Origin of the sequence: Pseudomonas sp. HMWF032, from assembly GCF_003060885.1 — a bacterium.
In the GTDB taxonomy this organism is placed as follows: domain Bacteria; phylum Pseudomonadota; class Gammaproteobacteria; order Pseudomonadales; family Pseudomonadaceae; genus Aquipseudomonas.
The window spans coordinates 1-14,480 of the sequence record NZ_QAIG01000011.1 but is presented as its reverse complement, the minus strand read 5'-3'; the positions used below and the strand labels follow the sequence as shown (position 1 = coordinate 14,480).

The 14,480-nt window shown below is 56.4% G+C and carries 15 protein-coding genes; 7 read left to right on the top strand and 8 right to left on the bottom strand.

Annotation, left to right across the window (positions count from 1 at the left end; genetic code table 11):
• Positions 1 to 412 precede the first annotated feature (412 nt).
• The 5 genes from DBR00_RS15270 to DBR00_RS15250 form a co-directional block, all read right to left on the bottom strand.
• Complete coding sequence (locus DBR00_RS15270) at positions 413 to 1,213, bottom strand: Crp/Fnr family transcriptional regulator (RefSeq protein WP_108488656.1); 801 nt, start codon at positions 1,211 to 1,213, stop codon at positions 413 to 415.
• Positions 1,214 to 1,319: 106 nt separating this feature from the next.
• Positions 1,320 to 1,592 carry a TfoX/Sxy family protein gene (locus DBR00_RS15265; protein ID WP_108488657.1) on the bottom strand — a complete coding sequence of 91 codons (273 nt, stop codon included), beginning with the start codon at positions 1,590 to 1,592 and terminating at the stop codon, positions 1,320 to 1,322.
• Positions 1,593 to 1,987: 395 nt separating this feature from the next.
• Complete coding sequence (locus DBR00_RS15260) at positions 1,988 to 2,260, bottom strand: methyltransferase domain-containing protein (protein WP_158271574.1); 273 nt, start codon at positions 2,258 to 2,260, stop codon at positions 1,988 to 1,990.
• Between the two features lie 119 nt (positions 2,261 to 2,379).
• Entirely contained in the window at positions 2,380 to 2,724 is a 345-nt protein-coding gene (locus tag DBR00_RS15255; RefSeq protein WP_108488659.1) for a pentapeptide repeat-containing protein, read from the bottom strand.
• Positions 2,725 to 2,808: 84 nt separating this feature from the next.
• Positions 2,809 to 4,371 carry a bifunctional aminoglycoside phosphotransferase/ATP-binding protein gene (locus DBR00_RS15250; RefSeq protein WP_108488660.1) on the bottom strand — a complete coding sequence of 521 codons (1,563 nt, stop codon included), beginning with the start codon at positions 4,369 to 4,371 and terminating at the stop codon, positions 2,809 to 2,811.
• 118 nt (positions 4,372 to 4,489) lie between these two features.
• Between DBR00_RS15250 and mrcB the strand changes: the two genes are divergently transcribed.
• The 3 genes from mrcB to DBR00_RS15235 are packed head-to-tail and all read left to right on the top strand — an operon-like array spanning position 4,490 to position 7,845.
• A complete protein-coding gene (gene mrcB / locus DBR00_RS15245; RefSeq protein WP_146180697.1) occupies positions 4,490 to 6,808 on the top strand; it encodes a penicillin-binding protein 1B in 2,319 nt (772 codons plus the stop codon).
• A gap of 15 nt (positions 6,809 to 6,823) precedes the next feature.
• Positions 6,824 to 7,516: a M48 family metallopeptidase gene (locus tag DBR00_RS15240; protein WP_108488662.1), complete on the top strand. Its 693-nt coding sequence runs from the start codon at positions 6,824 to 6,826 to the stop codon at positions 7,514 to 7,516.
• The gene (locus DBR00_RS15235) at positions 7,516 to 7,845 is read left to right on the top strand and encodes a YqcC family protein (RefSeq protein ID WP_108488663.1); all 330 of its coding nucleotides are present in this window, start codon (positions 7,516 to 7,518) and stop codon (positions 7,843 to 7,845) included. Before DBR00_RS15240 ends, DBR00_RS15235 begins: the two co-directional genes overlap by 1 nt.
• 15 nt (positions 7,846 to 7,860) lie before the next feature.
• On the opposite strand, the gene DBR00_RS15230 is transcribed toward DBR00_RS15235, so the two are convergent.
• The gene (locus tag DBR00_RS15230) at positions 7,861 to 8,304 is read right to left on the bottom strand and encodes a DUF4124 domain-containing protein (RefSeq protein ID WP_108488664.1); all 444 of its coding nucleotides are present in this window, start codon (positions 8,302 to 8,304) and stop codon (positions 7,861 to 7,863) included.
• A gap of 406 nt (positions 8,305 to 8,710) precedes the next feature.
• On the opposite strand from DBR00_RS15230, the gene DBR00_RS15225 reads away from it, so the two are divergent.
• On the top strand, positions 8,711 to 10,435 hold the full coding sequence (locus DBR00_RS15225) for an acetolactate synthase 3 large subunit (protein WP_108488670.1): 1,725 nt from the start codon (positions 8,711 to 8,713) through the stop codon (positions 10,433 to 10,435).
• 2 nt (positions 10,436 to 10,437) lie between these two features.
• The gene (gene ilvN, locus DBR00_RS15220; RefSeq protein ID WP_108488665.1) at positions 10,438 to 10,929 is read left to right on the top strand and encodes an acetolactate synthase small subunit; all 492 of its coding nucleotides are present in this window, start codon (positions 10,438 to 10,440) and stop codon (positions 10,927 to 10,929) included.
• Between the two features lie 96 nt (positions 10,930 to 11,025).
• Here the strand turns inward: ilvN and ilvY are convergent, their stop codons facing one another.
• The gene (gene ilvY, locus DBR00_RS15215; RefSeq protein ID WP_108488666.1) at positions 11,026 to 11,907 is read right to left on the bottom strand and encodes an HTH-type transcriptional activator IlvY; all 882 of its coding nucleotides are present in this window, start codon (positions 11,905 to 11,907) and stop codon (positions 11,026 to 11,028) included.
• Positions 11,908 to 12,031: 124 nt separating this feature from the next.
• Between ilvY and ilvC the strand changes: the two genes are divergently transcribed.
• Positions 12,032 to 13,048 (top strand): ketol-acid reductoisomerase, encoded by a 1,017-nt coding sequence (gene ilvC / locus DBR00_RS15210; protein ID WP_108488667.1) that lies wholly within the window; start codon positions 12,032 to 12,034, stop codon positions 13,046 to 13,048.
• Between the two features lie 155 nt (positions 13,049 to 13,203).
• Complete coding sequence (gene pssA / locus DBR00_RS15205; RefSeq protein WP_108488671.1) at positions 13,204 to 14,016, top strand: CDP-diacylglycerol--serine O-phosphatidyltransferase; 813 nt, start codon at positions 13,204 to 13,206, stop codon at positions 14,014 to 14,016.
• Between the two features lie 169 nt (positions 14,017 to 14,185).
• On the opposite strand, the gene DBR00_RS20815 is transcribed toward pssA, so the two are convergent.
• The coding region (locus tag DBR00_RS20815) for a hypothetical protein (protein ID WP_218276628.1) at positions 14,186 to 14,480 on the bottom strand (295 nt) is incomplete at its 5' end.

Genomic DNA, 14,480 nt, shown 5'->3' with positions numbered 1-14,480 from the left:
CGTTGTATCTGCGCGAGGCTCGCAATAGGGCGTCGCATTGCATTTTAGTCTGAGTGCATCGGATTACGTGTCTGACGGATGTGCCCAATGCCGCCAGCCCTTATTCAATTCCAGGCTGGAGTCGATCTCTTTCCGGATTTTGTCCTGTGCCGCGGTGCTTTCCCGTAGGCAAAAAAAGACCCGGCAGAAGCCGGGTCAATAACCGTGATTAGCCTGATGAGGAGATAATCTGAAGAGGCCGACTGAAGGTCTCTTAAGCTTATCGGCTGATCTCGCGACCAGTTGAGGTAATAATAACAATTCTCATTTTCAAGTCAATGTCTTTGCTAAAACTTTTTGCGGTGATGGCTGATTTTGTGACGGCCATTAACAACAAACCCGGCGCTAGGCCGGGTTTGTTAGCGTGCCGCATTCAGGCATCTGCAGCCGGCAAGCGTAGCTGTGTGACTTCTTTATTGAGCAGGTCGATGCGCTTGGCCATGCTCTCGATCAGGCTGTGGGCAATGCGTGGGTTGCTCTGCATCAGGCTGAGAAATTGCTCCTTGGGGATCACCATCACGGTGCAAGGTTCGCTGGCCAGTACGGTGGCGCTGCGCCGTTCGCGAGTGAATACGGCCATGGCACCGAAGATTTCATCTTTCTGCACGTCGCCGACCTTGTGCCCGTCTACATAGGCCTCGGCATGGCCCTCTATAATGATGAATACGTTGTCGGCCACATCGCCTTGGTGGATCAATTCTTCTCCTGCGGCAAAGTGTTGGAAGCCAGTGGAGGGGCGTATTTCAGGTTGTTTCAGACGAGCCAGTGCATCTGACAGCAAAGCGGTATGGCCAATCAGGTACTGGATAAAGAGTTCCTGGCGCTGCTCGCTGGCATAGATGTGCTGAAACACCTCACTGCGCGAGTAGGGAATCAGGCTCAGCTGTTCTTCGCTGCTGTAGCGGCAGCTCGGCATGTCCAGGCCCTGCCGCAGGCCGACCAGATCACCTTCTTGCAGATAGAACAGAGGTCGATCATCAACGACTGCATGTAAGAGACCGTTTTCAATGATGAACAACTGGTTGCTCGGCAGAATTTTGGCCAGATCATCCGCACGCTCGAGATGCAGTGGTGATGCCGCCGGGGCAAGGCCCTCAAGCAATTGCATCGGGATGCTTTGTAATCGGTTGATCAGCTGGTCGGCGTAAGCCGGTTGCTCCCCGAGTAAGTACATGAGTGAATTTCCTTGAACTGGCTGGGCATACTAAACCGTACGAACGTCCCTAAAACAATAGTTGCCAGCGGGCTTCCGGTAAATCGTTAGCCTTAGAGGTTGTGAGCTAGCTCTTGTTGTGGTGAGAAGTTTCATTGAGCTGGCCGTTCAGATCCGCTTTCAGGCTGGGTGGTAGTTCATTCCAATGAACATCCAGCAATGCTCCTTCGATTGCGTACAGCAGTACTTTCGATGCTCTAAAGCCTCGCGCTCTCACTGCTCGGTATGCGCTGACCGATCCCAGGCGGCGCAGGTCATTGGCGCTATGGATCCCCACTGCATGTAACCATTGGGCTGAGGTTTTACCGAGATTTTTCATGTGTTGCAGTTCATCGTTCATTAGGCCTCCTTGCGCTGCTGGGCAGTCGTGCGGATAGGGCAGTTTGGCGTACCTGCAAGAAAGTGTAGCGGCCACTGGATAAAGTGTGGTTGCCTGGTATACCCGCAGGTTCTGCGAGTCTCAGGCTCTAGTTGCTGCAACGGGTTTTGGCTGTGGTGTTGTACATAGCGTTGCAATGCTGATCACGTCCGCAGATACCCCTGTAATTGATCCAGTGACCAGTATTTTTGGACGGATGAGCTCGTTGGTTTCAGTCCGCTAAAGGGATTGGGCATATCACGGTAACCCGCATCAACACTGGCCCGACCTGCCGGCCAGAAATCGTCCAGCGTTTGCCAGTAAAGATGGTCGATCAGTTCATCCAGCCCTGCGTTGATGCGCAGCGGGCCGTAACACTAAGCACAGTCGATCACGCCAGGTTTGAGCAGGCGGTGCATATTCTTGAAAAAGACCGGGGTGGCGAACCCATGCAATGCCTGCGCAATCACCATCAGGTTGATACTTTGGTTGGTTAATGGCTCGGCCTGTGCGTGCGTCGCAAAGAGCTGCATATGTGAGCGTGTTCGGCTTGCCTGCAGTTGTTCAATACTGCGATTGCATGTCAGAACCTGCTCCAAGTGTTCTAACCGCAGATAACTTGCCTGGCCATTGCCGTAAGCGATGTCCAAGGCGAGCAGGCACTGTGGGGGTCGGGCTGCCATCCAGGCAGATATGTGTGCTGGATAATGCGGGCGAAAAGTGGGGTAAGCGGCTGCCAGCGCGCCGAAAAGTTGGCTGACGTTGATGCTTACCGTGTCTTGTAGCGCAGGCGTGTACCAAAGTTTACGGACATGAGGATTTCATCTGCGGTCAGTTCGACAGGGAAGTAGGCTCCTGATATTTGCGCATGGGCAATACTGGCACCTTCAAGTTGAGAGTTGCGCAGATCCAGGCCACGCAAGTCGGCACCGCGGAAGTAGGCGTTGGTGAAATTGATGCCGTGCGCATCAAGAGCACGTAGATCCAGTCCGCGAAAGTCACCGTCGCTCAAATCAACGACGGTGTCTTTAGGCTTCTGCGCATTGAATGCCGATACTTTTTCATTGTGAATCAGTGCGTACAGTGGATTGTCCAACTGTTTGGGCTGGCTCATGGGCTATCTCCGTGTTGGGGCTTACTCCAAGTATAGAAGCCGTGGCGCAGTCTGCTTCCAGCAGTACTACGTCCTATGTGTCAATCAGATTCCCGGAAGGCGTTGGCGAATGCGCGCGATCAGGGTGTCCAGGCTGGCGCTTTCGTGGGTGTCGACACGCTTGCTGTGCAGCAGTTCACCGTCACTCAGTGCTTCGCGGCTCGCCTTTTGTGCGAGCACAACATCCATGGTGGCATCGGATGGGTCGCTACCAGCGGCTTTGCGCTGCTCCAGCCAACTGGCGATAACTTCGTCAGGGGCGCTGCACTCCAGAATGATGAAGGGAACGCCGCAGGCTTCGGCCACCTGACTGGCTGCCTCGCGCTGTGCCTGCTTGAGGTAAGTGGCGTCGATGATTACTGGAAACCCGGCATGCAGGGTCGCTTTGGCGAGTTGGTGCAGGCGCTGGTAAGTGGTGGCGCTGGCGTTCTGGGTGTAGATGCCGGCGCTCAACTTGCCGAGGTCTGCAAGCGACTGTTCGCCGAACAGTCGCTTGCGCTCTACATCCGAACGCAGTCGAATAGCACCCAGTGCCTCGACCAGGCGCATGGCCACATGGCTTTTTCCCACGGCAGAAACACCGTGGGTGATAGCCAGGAAACAAGAGGGGATGGCGCTGTAGCTTTCCGCCAGGTTGGCGTAGTTACGGTATTGGCGCAGGGTTACGGCTTTTTGCACCGCATCGGTCTGATGGGCCAGGCTGAACAGCGCGACTTTGGCGCGTACCAGGGCGCGGTAGGCCTTGTAGAAATTCAGCAACTCCAGTGCTGCGTAATCACCGGTGTGCTCCAGCCAGGCATTGATGAAGCGCCAGGCATGCGCCTTGAGGCCACGGTCTTCCAGATCCATGGCGAGGAAGGCCGCGTCCGAGGCGATATCGATCAGGCGGAATGGCTCGTTGAATTCGATGCAATCGAACAGCACGACCTGGCCGTCGAGCAGGGTGGCGTTGCCCAGGTGGATGTCGCCATGACATTCGCGGATCGAGCCACTGTTGGCGCGTTCGGCAAGCAGTGGCTCCAGGCGGGTGTAGGTGGCTTCGGTCCAGTCTTGCAGAGCCGCCAGCTGCTGCAGGTCGGCGGCATCATTGAGCAGTGGGCGGATCTGCTCGAAGTTCTGCCGCATTGGCGCAACGATGGCGTCTGGCGAGCACAACGCATGGCTGCTTGCCACTGCAGGTGTGGTGCCATGGAAGTCTGCGATCTGCTTGGCCAGGTCGTCGATGTGCGCTTCAGTCAATTCACCGCGTGCCTGTACATCACTGAGCAATTGGCTTTGCGGGAACTGGCGCATTTTCAGCACATACTCGATGGCCGTTCCGCTACCGCCGAGTTGTGGTGCCTCGACACTGCCGCTGATCGGCAGCACGTCCAGGTAAAGGCCTTGAGTCAGGCGCTGATTGAGGCGCAGCTCTTCCTTGCAGAAGTGCTCGCGGGCGCTTAATTCGGTGAAATCGAGAAAGCCGAAATTCACTGGTTTCTTGATTTTGTAAGCGAAGGGGCCGGTGAGTATCACCCAGGAAATATGGGTTTCGATGACCTGAAACTGCTCCACCGGATGAGGGTAGAGTGCCGGGTTTTGCAATGCGGCGATCAGAGCTTGGCTCACGGGCGATCCTTGGCGTTGTACTGAAATAAGAGGCGTCCATTATGGCCGCTCAAGGCCAGTCTGCAAACCGTAGCGGCGGCCTGCTGGCAAGTGGGCAAAGTGCGTATAATGCCGCGCCATGACTCGTACCCGATCTTCCCGTCCCCGTTCTAAACGCCGCACCGGCGGTATGCGCCCTTGGCTGGGCTGGGCTCTCAAGCTCAGCCTGGTCGGTCTGGTGGTGCTCGCCGTGTTTGCGGTTTATCTCGATGCTGTGGTCCAGGAGAAGTTCTCCGGCAAGCGCTGGACCGTGCCCGCCAAGGTCTACGCTCGGCCGCTGGAGCTGTTCGTGGGGCAGAAGCTGGCCAAGGATGACTTTCTCAAGGAGCTGGATGCCCTGGGCTATCGCCGGGAAAACACGGTGGTCGGTCCCGGTAGCATTTCGGTAGCGGGCAATAACATCGAGCTGCATTCGCGTGGCTTCCAGTTCTATGAAAGCGCGGAGCCTTCACAGCGTGTGCGTGTGCGTTTTTCCGGCGATTACGTTGCTGGGCTGACTCAGGCTGGCGGTGGCAACCTAGCCGTGGCGCGCCTTGAGCCGCTGCTGATCGGCGGGTTGTACCCAGCGCATCAGGAAGACCGCGTGCTGATCAAGCTGGAGCAGGTGCCGCCTTATCTGGTTGAAACCCTGGTGGCGATCGAGGATCGTGAGTTCTTCAATCACTTTGGTGTGTCGCCCAAGGGTATCGCCCGCGCGGTTTGGATCAACGCCACCGCCGGTCAGCTGCGTCAGGGCGGCAGTACCCTGACTCAGCAGTTGGTAAAGAACTTCTATTTGACCAATGAGCGCAGCCTCTCGCGCAAGGCCACCGAAGCCATGATGGCCGTTTTGCTTGAGCTGCATTACGACAAGAAGGACATTCTTGAAGCCTACCTCAACGAGGTTTTCCTCGGTCAGGATGGCCAGCGCGCGGTGCATGGCTTTGGTCTGGCCAGCCAGTATTTCTTCAGCCAGCCCCTCTCCGAGCTGAAGCTTGATCAGGTCGCCCTGCTGGTCGGTATGGTCAAGGGGCCGACCTACTACAACCCGCGGCGTAACCCGGAGCGTGCACTGGAGCGCCGTAATCTGGTGCTGGATGTGCTGGCAGAGCAGGGTGTTGTGAGTGCGGCAGATGTGAGCGCCGCGAAACAGAAGCCGCTGGGTATCACCCGTCGAGGCAGTCTGGCGGACAGTTCATTTCCGGCTTTTCTCGATCTCGTCAAGCGTCAGTTGCGCGAAGATTACCAGGAGCAGGATCTGACCGAAGAAGGCCTGCGCATTTTCACCAGCTTCGACCCGATTTTGCAGCTCAAGGCGGAAAGTGCTCTGGCGGACAGCCTCAAACGTTTATCCGGGCGTAAGGGGGTCGACCAGGTTGAGGCGGGCATGGTCGTGACCAGCCCGGAAAGTGGCGAGGTGCAGGCCATCATAGGTAGCCGTCAGCCGCGCTTTGCTGGGTTCAACCGGGCGCTGGATGCGGTACGGCCGATCGGCTCGTTGATCAAGCCGGCGATCTACCTGACCGCACTCGAGCGACCGAGTCAGTACACCCTGACCAGTTTGCTTGAAGATCAGCCGTTCTCCATCAAAGGCCAGAACGGCCAGGTTTGGAGCCCGCAGAATTATGACCGCAAGGCTCATGGCACGATTTACCTGTATCAGGGGCTGGTTAACTCTTACAACCTCTCGACTGCCAAGCTGGGGCTGGAAATCGGTGTGCCGGAAGTGCTGAAGACCCTCAGTCGTCTGGGTGTCGAGCAGGAGTGGCCGGCTTATCCCTCTATGTTGTTGGGAGCGGGTGGCTTGAGTCCGATGAGCGTTGCCAACATGTACCAGACACTGGCAAATGGCGGCTTCAATACGCCCTTGCGCAGTATCCGCAATGTGCTCACAGCAGACGGGCAGCCCCTCAAGCGCTATCCGTTCCAAATTCAGCAGCGTTTCGACAGTGGTGCCATCTACCTGCTGCAGAATGCCATGCGGCGCACGATGTCTGAGGGCACAGGGCGCTCTGTATACGGTCAGTTGCCGCGCTCGCTGGCGCTGGCCGGCAAGACTGGCACCAGTAACGACTCGCGAGACAGCTGGTTTGCCGGCTTCAGTCAGGATGTTCTGGCGGTGGTCTGGCTGGGTCGTGATGACAACGGGCCTACGCCGTTGACTGGCGCCACAGGGGCGTTGCAGGTGTGGACGGATTTTATGCGCAAGGCCGATCCGTTGCCGTTGGACATGCCGGTGCCGGAGAATGTGGTGCAGGCTTGGATCGATGCCAGTAGTGGACAGGGCACTGATCCGAGTTGTCCGAATGCGGTACAGATGCCTTATATTCGCGGCAGCCAACCCGCTGCTGGGCTTGGCTGTGGCATTCAGGCGCCGGCCAATGAGGTGATGGATTGGGTTCGCGGCTGGTTGGATTAAGTGAGAGGGTGTGTTGTGAATAAATGGTTGATTCCTGCTGTAACGGCCACTTTGGTTCTCGCGGGTTGCAGCAGTGTGCCGCGCGGTTCGATTCCTGTTGTTGAGGGCGGTTCTTCAGTCTCTTCCGGTCAGGCTTCTGCTGCTACCGGTTACCCGGCCGCAACGCCTCAGGTGAAAGCATTGCCGGAAGATTCCGGTGTGGTGGTGATGGTTCCAGGGGGTGGCACAACTACGCCGATTCAATCCTTCCCGGCCGGTAACGCGCCACTGGATGTCGGTGCGTCGAGCCAGCCTTGGAGCGCCACGCCGCCGGCTACCCAGGGTGGTTATGTTGCGCCTGCACCCAGCGGAATTCCCAGTGGTGGCCTGGCCATGGACGAACAGCTGGATGGTCCGGTGCTCGCCCTGCTGACCACCGCTCAGCAACAACAGGGTGGTGGCGATCTGAATGGCGCTGCCTCGAGTCTGGAGCGTGCCCAGCGGATTGCTCCGCGTGAGCCGCAGGTGCTCTACCGCCTGGCAGAGGTACGTCTGGCGCAAGGTGATGCCGCGCAGGCCGAACAGTTTGCCCGGCGTGGTTTGAGTTATGCCAGTGGGCGTCCAGCGTTGCAGGCCAGTTTATGGAACCTGATAGCTCAGGCTCGTGAGCGTCAAGGTGATACGGCGGGCGCAGCGCAAGCCCGTGAGCAGGCGAGAGTCAGCTTGTGATGGATGCGCGTATCCCGTTGCTGGCGGAGCAGTTGCTACTGATCGAACGTGAATTGCGCCTGCAGAACTGGTGGAGCGAACAGTCGCCAGCGGCTGAGGCGCTGGCCAGTCAACAGCCGTTCTGTGTTGATACTCTGGCGTTTGAGCAGTGGTTACAGTGGATTTTCCTGCCGCGCATGAAGCAGTTGCTCGAGTCTGCAGCTACCTTGCCGACAGCATCTGGCATCCAGCCAATGGCCGAACAGGTTTATCAGGGTGAGATGAAGCGTGCACGGGAGTTGATCAGGCTGTTGGGTGACTTCGATCAGTTGATTGCTGGCGCGACCTGAGTCGCGCCTATTATTTCACTCGCAGTTGTCGGTAATCGACTTCTGCGTTTCGCTGATGCGTGCTTGGCGTTCGTCTTCAGTCAGGCGGCGCACTTCACCGTCCACTTCCATGCTCAGGCGTGGATTGTTCTGCAGTTGCGCCAGATTGGTGCGCACGTTCTCACAATATTTTTTGCGTTCGGCTTCCTTGGCGGCAACGTCCTTCTTAACTTTTTCGTCAATCGCCGCCTGTTCGGGGTTCGCAATGCTTTCGAATGTCGGTGCGGGTTTAGGTTCTTCGTTGGCTGCTGGCTTGAGGGCCGGCACGGCGGTATTGATGCTGGTCGCCTCTTGCCCCTGCGGGGGCTGCGCGCTGAAGTGTGTCACGCCCTTGGCGTCGACCCACTTGTAAACCTGACTGGCCATTGCGGTGGCGCTCATGGCGAGCATCAAGCTGCTGGTGATCATCATGCGGCGCATGCGTTTTCCTTATGTTGAGCTGCGGTGCCTGCTCACTACTATAACCAAAATGTTTGAATCGTCATCCTGCGCTGCGTCACAGCAGAAGATTGCAGATTCAGTCACTGATTGCTTGACTTGGCCGCGCCGAATCTCAACAATTCCACGCTCACTGTAGTGGAGTCCGCCGCAAGCAGGCTTTAGCTCAGTAGACATGAGGTGCACACCCGCGCCGACCTGTTACACCCGCAACGCGTTACCTCGCGCTGGGTGGGAAAATCCCGCAACACCAAGGGACTTTCCCAATACTTGCTCAGTAGTAGCTGACGTAGTCGGCGACCACCGTCGCTCATGCTCTGCTGACAGTAAACCTATCTTAGGCCGTCCCTCTGTTGGACGGTTTTCTGGCGTTTTAGAGGTGAACAACGTGGAGCTTTTATCCGGCGCTGAAATGGTCGTCCGCTTTTTGCGTGACGAAGGCGTTAAGAACATCTATGGGTACCCGGGCGGTGCTCTGCTGCATATCTACGATGCCCTGTTTAAAGAACCGGAAGTGAATCACATCCTGGTTCGTCACGAGCAGGCCGCAACTCATATGGCTGATGGTTATGCCCGTGCCACCGGTAAAGCCGGTGTGGTGCTGGTGACCTCTGGCCCTGGCGCAACCAATGCCATCACCGGTATTGCCACTGCCTACATGGATTCTATTCCGATGGTGGTGCTGTCGGGCCAGGTGCCCAGCAACATGGTCGGCACCGACGCCTTTCAGGAAACCGACATGATCGGTATCTCTCGGCCGATCGTGAAGCACAGTTTCATGATCAAGCATGCCTCGGAAATCCCGGAAGTCCTGAAGAAAGCCTTCTACTTGGCGCAATCCGGCCGTCCAGGCCCGGTGGTTGTGGATATTCCCAAGGACATGACCAACCCGGCTGAAAAGTTCGAGTACGTCTATCCGAAGAAGGTCAAGCTGCGCTCCTACAGCCCTGCGCTACGCGGTCACTCCGGGCAGATCCGCAAGGCGGCCGAGCTGTTGCTGGCGGCCAAGCGTCCAATCGTCTACTCCGGTGGCGGTGTGATCATGGGCGGTGCTGCAGCGCCGCTGACTGAGTTGGCGCAAATGCTTAATCTGCCCGTCACCAATACCCTGATGGGATTGGGTGGCTATCCCGGCACTGATCGTCAGTTCCTCGGCATGCTTGGTATGCATGGCAGCTACACCGCTAACCTGGCGATGCACCATGCTGATGTGATTCTGGCAGTGGGTGCGCGGTTTGATGACCGGGTGATCAACGGGGCGAGCAAGTTCTGCCCGAATGCCAAGATCATTCACATCGATATCGATCCAGCCTCCATCTCCAAGACCATCAAGGCCGATATTCCAATCGTTGGCCCGGTTGATAGCGTGATGACCGAGATGGTCGCCATCCTCAAAGAGATCGGTGAGCAGCTGAACAAGGATGCTTTGGCGAGCTGGTGGAAGCAGATTGACGAATGGCGTGGCAGCGGTCGTCTGTTCCCCTATAACGAGGGTGACGGTAGCGTTATCAAGCCGCAGGCTGTGGTTGAGATGCTCTCTGAAGTGACGAAGGGCGATGCCTTTGTGACCTCGGACGTTGGTCAGCACCAAATGTTCGCTGCGCAGTACTACCGCTTCAACAAGCCGAATCGCTGGATCAACTCCGGTGGTCTGGGCACCATGGGCTTCGGCTTCCCGGCCGCCATGGGGGTGAAGTTGAGCTTCCCTGATGAAGAGGTAGCCTGTGTTACCGGTGAAGGCAGCATCCAGATGAACATTCAGGAACTGTCGACCTGCCTGCAATACGGTTTGCCGGTGAAGATCGTCAACCTGAACAACGGCGCGCTGGGTATGGTGCGTCAGTGGCAGGACATGATGTATAGCAGTCGTCACTCGCACTCCTACATGGAGTCGTTGCCGGACTTCGTCAAACTGGCCGAAGCCTATGGTCATGTTGGTATCCGCATCACTGATCTCAAGGACCTCAAACCGAAGATGGAAGAGGCTTTTGCGATGAAGGATCGCCTGGTTTTCCTCGACATCCAGGTTGATACCAGTGAGCACGTCTACCCGATGCAGATCAAAGACGGTGCAATGCGCGATATGTGGCTGAGCAAGACGGAGCGTACCTAATCATGCGACACATTATTTCCCTGCTGCTGGAAAACGAGCCCGGCGCATTGTCCCGCGTGGTCGGTCTGTTCTCGCAGCGCAACTACAACATCGAAAGCCTGACTGTGGCGCCGACTGAAGACCCGACCTTGTCGCGTCTGACGTTGACCACTGTGGGTCACGATGAAGTTATCGAGCAGATCACCAAAAACCTCAACAAGCTGGTCGAGGTGGTCAAGCTGGTTGATCTGTCAGAAAGTGCTCATGTCGAGCGCGAGCTGATGTTGGTCAAGGTCAAGGCCACAGGCGCTCAGCGTGCCGAGGTCAAACGCACCACCGACATCTTTCGTGGGCAGATCGTCGATGTGACCAGCAGCGTCTACACCATCCAGCTGGCGGGTACGAGCGATAAGCTCGATAGCTTTATCCAGGCCATCGGCACCACGTCTATTCTGGAAACCGTGCGCAGTGGTGTCACCGGCATTGCCCGCGGTGACAAGGTGCTGAGTATCTGATTGCGTTGCACTGATATAAGCAAAAGCCCCCGGGGGAATTTCTCCGGGGGCTTTTTCATTTCGAGAGTAAGTGCCTTGCCTATTGCGTAGCCGTTGTTAGCGTTGGCGATTCCAGAAAGCATTGATCAACGGCTCTTTCAGGCGCTTTTCCAGCGCGAACAGGCCGATGTCGTAGGCCGTCAGTGGCGGCTGAATATCGTAGATGCGGATGCGTGCCGTCAGCGGGCTGTTATCGAGGACGATCTGCGGCACGACGCCAATGCCGAAGCCCAGGCTGACCATGCTGACGATGGCTTCGTTACCGCTGACCTGGGCATAGATGCGCGGTTTGATGGTGTGGCTTTTCAACCATCGGTCGGTGCGAGTTCGGGCGAGCCCTTCTTCTGAGAGAATCATCGGTACGTCTTTCCAGGTTTCTGTGCCGGGGTGCTTCAGTTGCTCCTCGGTTAGCAACTGGGGAGACAGTGGGCCGATAAAGCACAAGGCAGAACGGGCAATCGATTGAAATGCGACGCCAGTTGGCAAACTGTCGGGGCGGGCGCCGATGGCCAGGTCCTCCAGCCCTTCCTGTACGCGTTCAACGGCTTTTGCCGGGTCACCTGTGTGCAGCTTCATTTCAATGCGAGGGTAGTCCTGGCGAAAGCTGCTCAGGATGTCATAGAGGAAGCTATAGCTGGCGGTTACCGAGCAATAGAGCGAGAGCTCCCCATGCAGAATTAATTGATCCTGTTTGAAGGTTTGGCGCATGGCTTGCCAGCCGTTCATGACCTCGCTGGCATACTCGCGAAATTGCTGTCCTTCGCGGGTCAGGCGTACCGAGCGGTTGTCGCGTAGAAACAGCGGTGCGCCGAGTTCATCCTCAAGCTGCTTGATGCTGCGGCTAAGTGCAGAAGGACTGACATGCTGCTCGCGGCTGGTTTTGCCGAAGTGCAGGTTGTCGGCCAGGGAGAGAAAGAGCTGGAGTGTGTGGCTGTCCATTATCGTTTCAATTATCGGCATGTTGTGTTGCAAATATATCATTTTACGCAACGGTGCGAATCACTTAAGGTGTCTTCGTCGCGGTGCATGCACCCCATCTCCTTCGATTAAAAGAGCCAAAAACATGAAAGTTTATTACGACAAAGACTGTGACCTCTCGATCATCCAGGGCAAGAAAGTTGCCATCATTGGTTACGGTTCCCAGGGCCACGCCCAGGCGTGCAACCTGAAAGATTCCGGTGTCGACGTCACTGTTGGTCTGCGTAAAGGTTCGGCTACTGTTGCCAAGGCAGAAGCCCATGGCCTGAAAGTATCCGACGTGGCCAGTGCTGTTGCCGGTGCTGACCTGGTCATGATCCTGACTCCGGATGAATTCCAGTCCCAGCTGTACAAGAACGAGATCGAGCCGAGCATCAAGAAGGGCGCCACTCTGGCTTTCTCCCACGGCTTCGCGATCCACTACAACCAGGTTGTTCCGCGTAGCGATCTCGACGTGATCATGATCGCGCCGAAAGCGCCGGGTCACACTGTGCGCTCCGAGTTCGTCAAAGGTGGTGGTATCCCTGATCTGATTGCTGTCTATCAGGATGCTTCCGGGAATGCCAAGAATGTTGCCCTGTCTTACGCTTCCGGCGTAGGTGGCGGCCGTACCGGTATCATCGAAACCACCTTCAAGGATGAGACTGAAACCGATCTGTTCGGCGAACAAGCGGTTCTGTGTGGTGGTTGCGTTGAGTTGGTCAAAGCTGGCTTCGAAACCCTGGTAGACGCTGGCTACGCGCCAGAAATGGCCTATTTCGAGTGCTTGCACGAGCTGAAGCTGATCGTTGACCTCATGTACGAAGGCGGTATCGCCAACATGAACTACTCGATCTCCAATAATGCCGAGTACGGCGAGTACGTGACCGGCCCTGAAGTGATCAATGCCGAATCTCGTGCCGCCATGCGCAATGCGCTGAAGCGTATCCAGGATGGTGAGTACGCCAAGATGTTCATCCAGGAAGGTGCTACCAACTATGCATCCATGACGGCCTACCGTCGCAACAACGCGGCTCATGGTATTGAAGTGGTCGGTGAGAAGCTGCGTTCCATGATGCCGTGGATCTCGGCCAACAAAATCGTCGATAAGACTAAGAACTAAGGTTTTATGATGTAAGAAAAAACGCGGCCAAGGCCGCGTTTTTTCATGGTGTAGCAAGGCTTCTGGTATAAAGCCTGGGTGTGCATGGGTGCTTTCGTGAACGCTTAGCGTTGGTGCCTGTCGAATCTATCCAAATCCGTTGCAAGGTGTTGTTCATGAATGAACGTCCAGATGAGCCCAAGTCTCCCGTCGACGCCGAAGGTCTGCTGCCTATCGATGAGCATGTGGAGGAGGGGCGCGACGCAGAGGGGCGTAAGGTGCGCCACCGTGGCATCTATCTACTGCCAAATCTCTTTACCACGGCCAACCTGTTTGCTGGTTTCTACGCCATCATCAATGCCATGAACGGCAACTTCTATGTGGCTGCGGCGGCTGTGTTTGTGGCGATGGTGCTTGATGGTCTAGATGGGCGTGTGGCGCGCCTGACCAATACGCAGAGTGCGTTCGGTGCCGAGTATGACTCGCTGTCCGATATGGTTGCCTTTGGTGTGGCGCCGGCGCTTCTGGCGTTTGAGTGGGCGCTGGGTAGCATGGGTAAGGTTGGCTGGATGGTTGCCTTCATCTATGTGGCGGGTGCAGCGTTACGACTGGCGCGCTTCAATACGCAGATTGGCAGTGTTGATAAGCGCTACTTCATCGGCTTAGCCAGTCCAGCAGCAGCTGGTGTGGTGGCGGGAACGGTTTGGGCTTTCAGTGATTTCGGTATAAAGGGCTCGAACATGGCCTTTGTGGTCGCGATCCTGGTCGCAGCTGCTGGCATGCTGATGGTCAGCAATATCAAATACAACAGCTTTAAGGATCTCGACTTGAAGGGGCGTGTGCCTTTTGTGGCGATTCTGGCTGTGGTGCTGGTATTCGCGGTTGTGTTCAGTGATCCGCCGCGGATTCTGCTGATCATCTTCCTGGCCTATGCGGCCTCGGGGCCTGTTCAGTACCTACTGCGTTTGCGTCGCGGTAAGGGCGCCTAGTTACTGTGCTGTTGGTTCGACAAAGCCGTTGAAGCGCAAGCTTCAACGGCTTTGTCGTATGTGCAGGCGGTGCGGTGCTTGGTTCTGTTCGCAGTGGCTGCCGTGTCGGCGAAACAAATATGAAACAATCAGTTGACCTCAGGGTTTGAGTCCCTATAATGCGCAGCTCTTAAGGCACATGCGGCTCCTTAAACTTCTTATAAAACAAGAAGTTAGATTTAAATAAGGGGTTGCAAAGCAGCGAAAGCTGCGTAGAATGCGCCTTCTCTTCAGGGGTGATGTTTGAGTCTGAAGGGTTCGGTCGAGGTGATCGGAAGCGGTAGAAGGGGGTGTTGACAGTGGTTTTAAACGCTGTAGAATTCGCCGCCCGCTGACGAGAAGCTAGGTGTTGATCGAAAGCGCAAGTGGTTGAGATTGAAAAGAAATTTTCGAAATCGCTTGACGGAGAATGAGGCTGCTGTAGA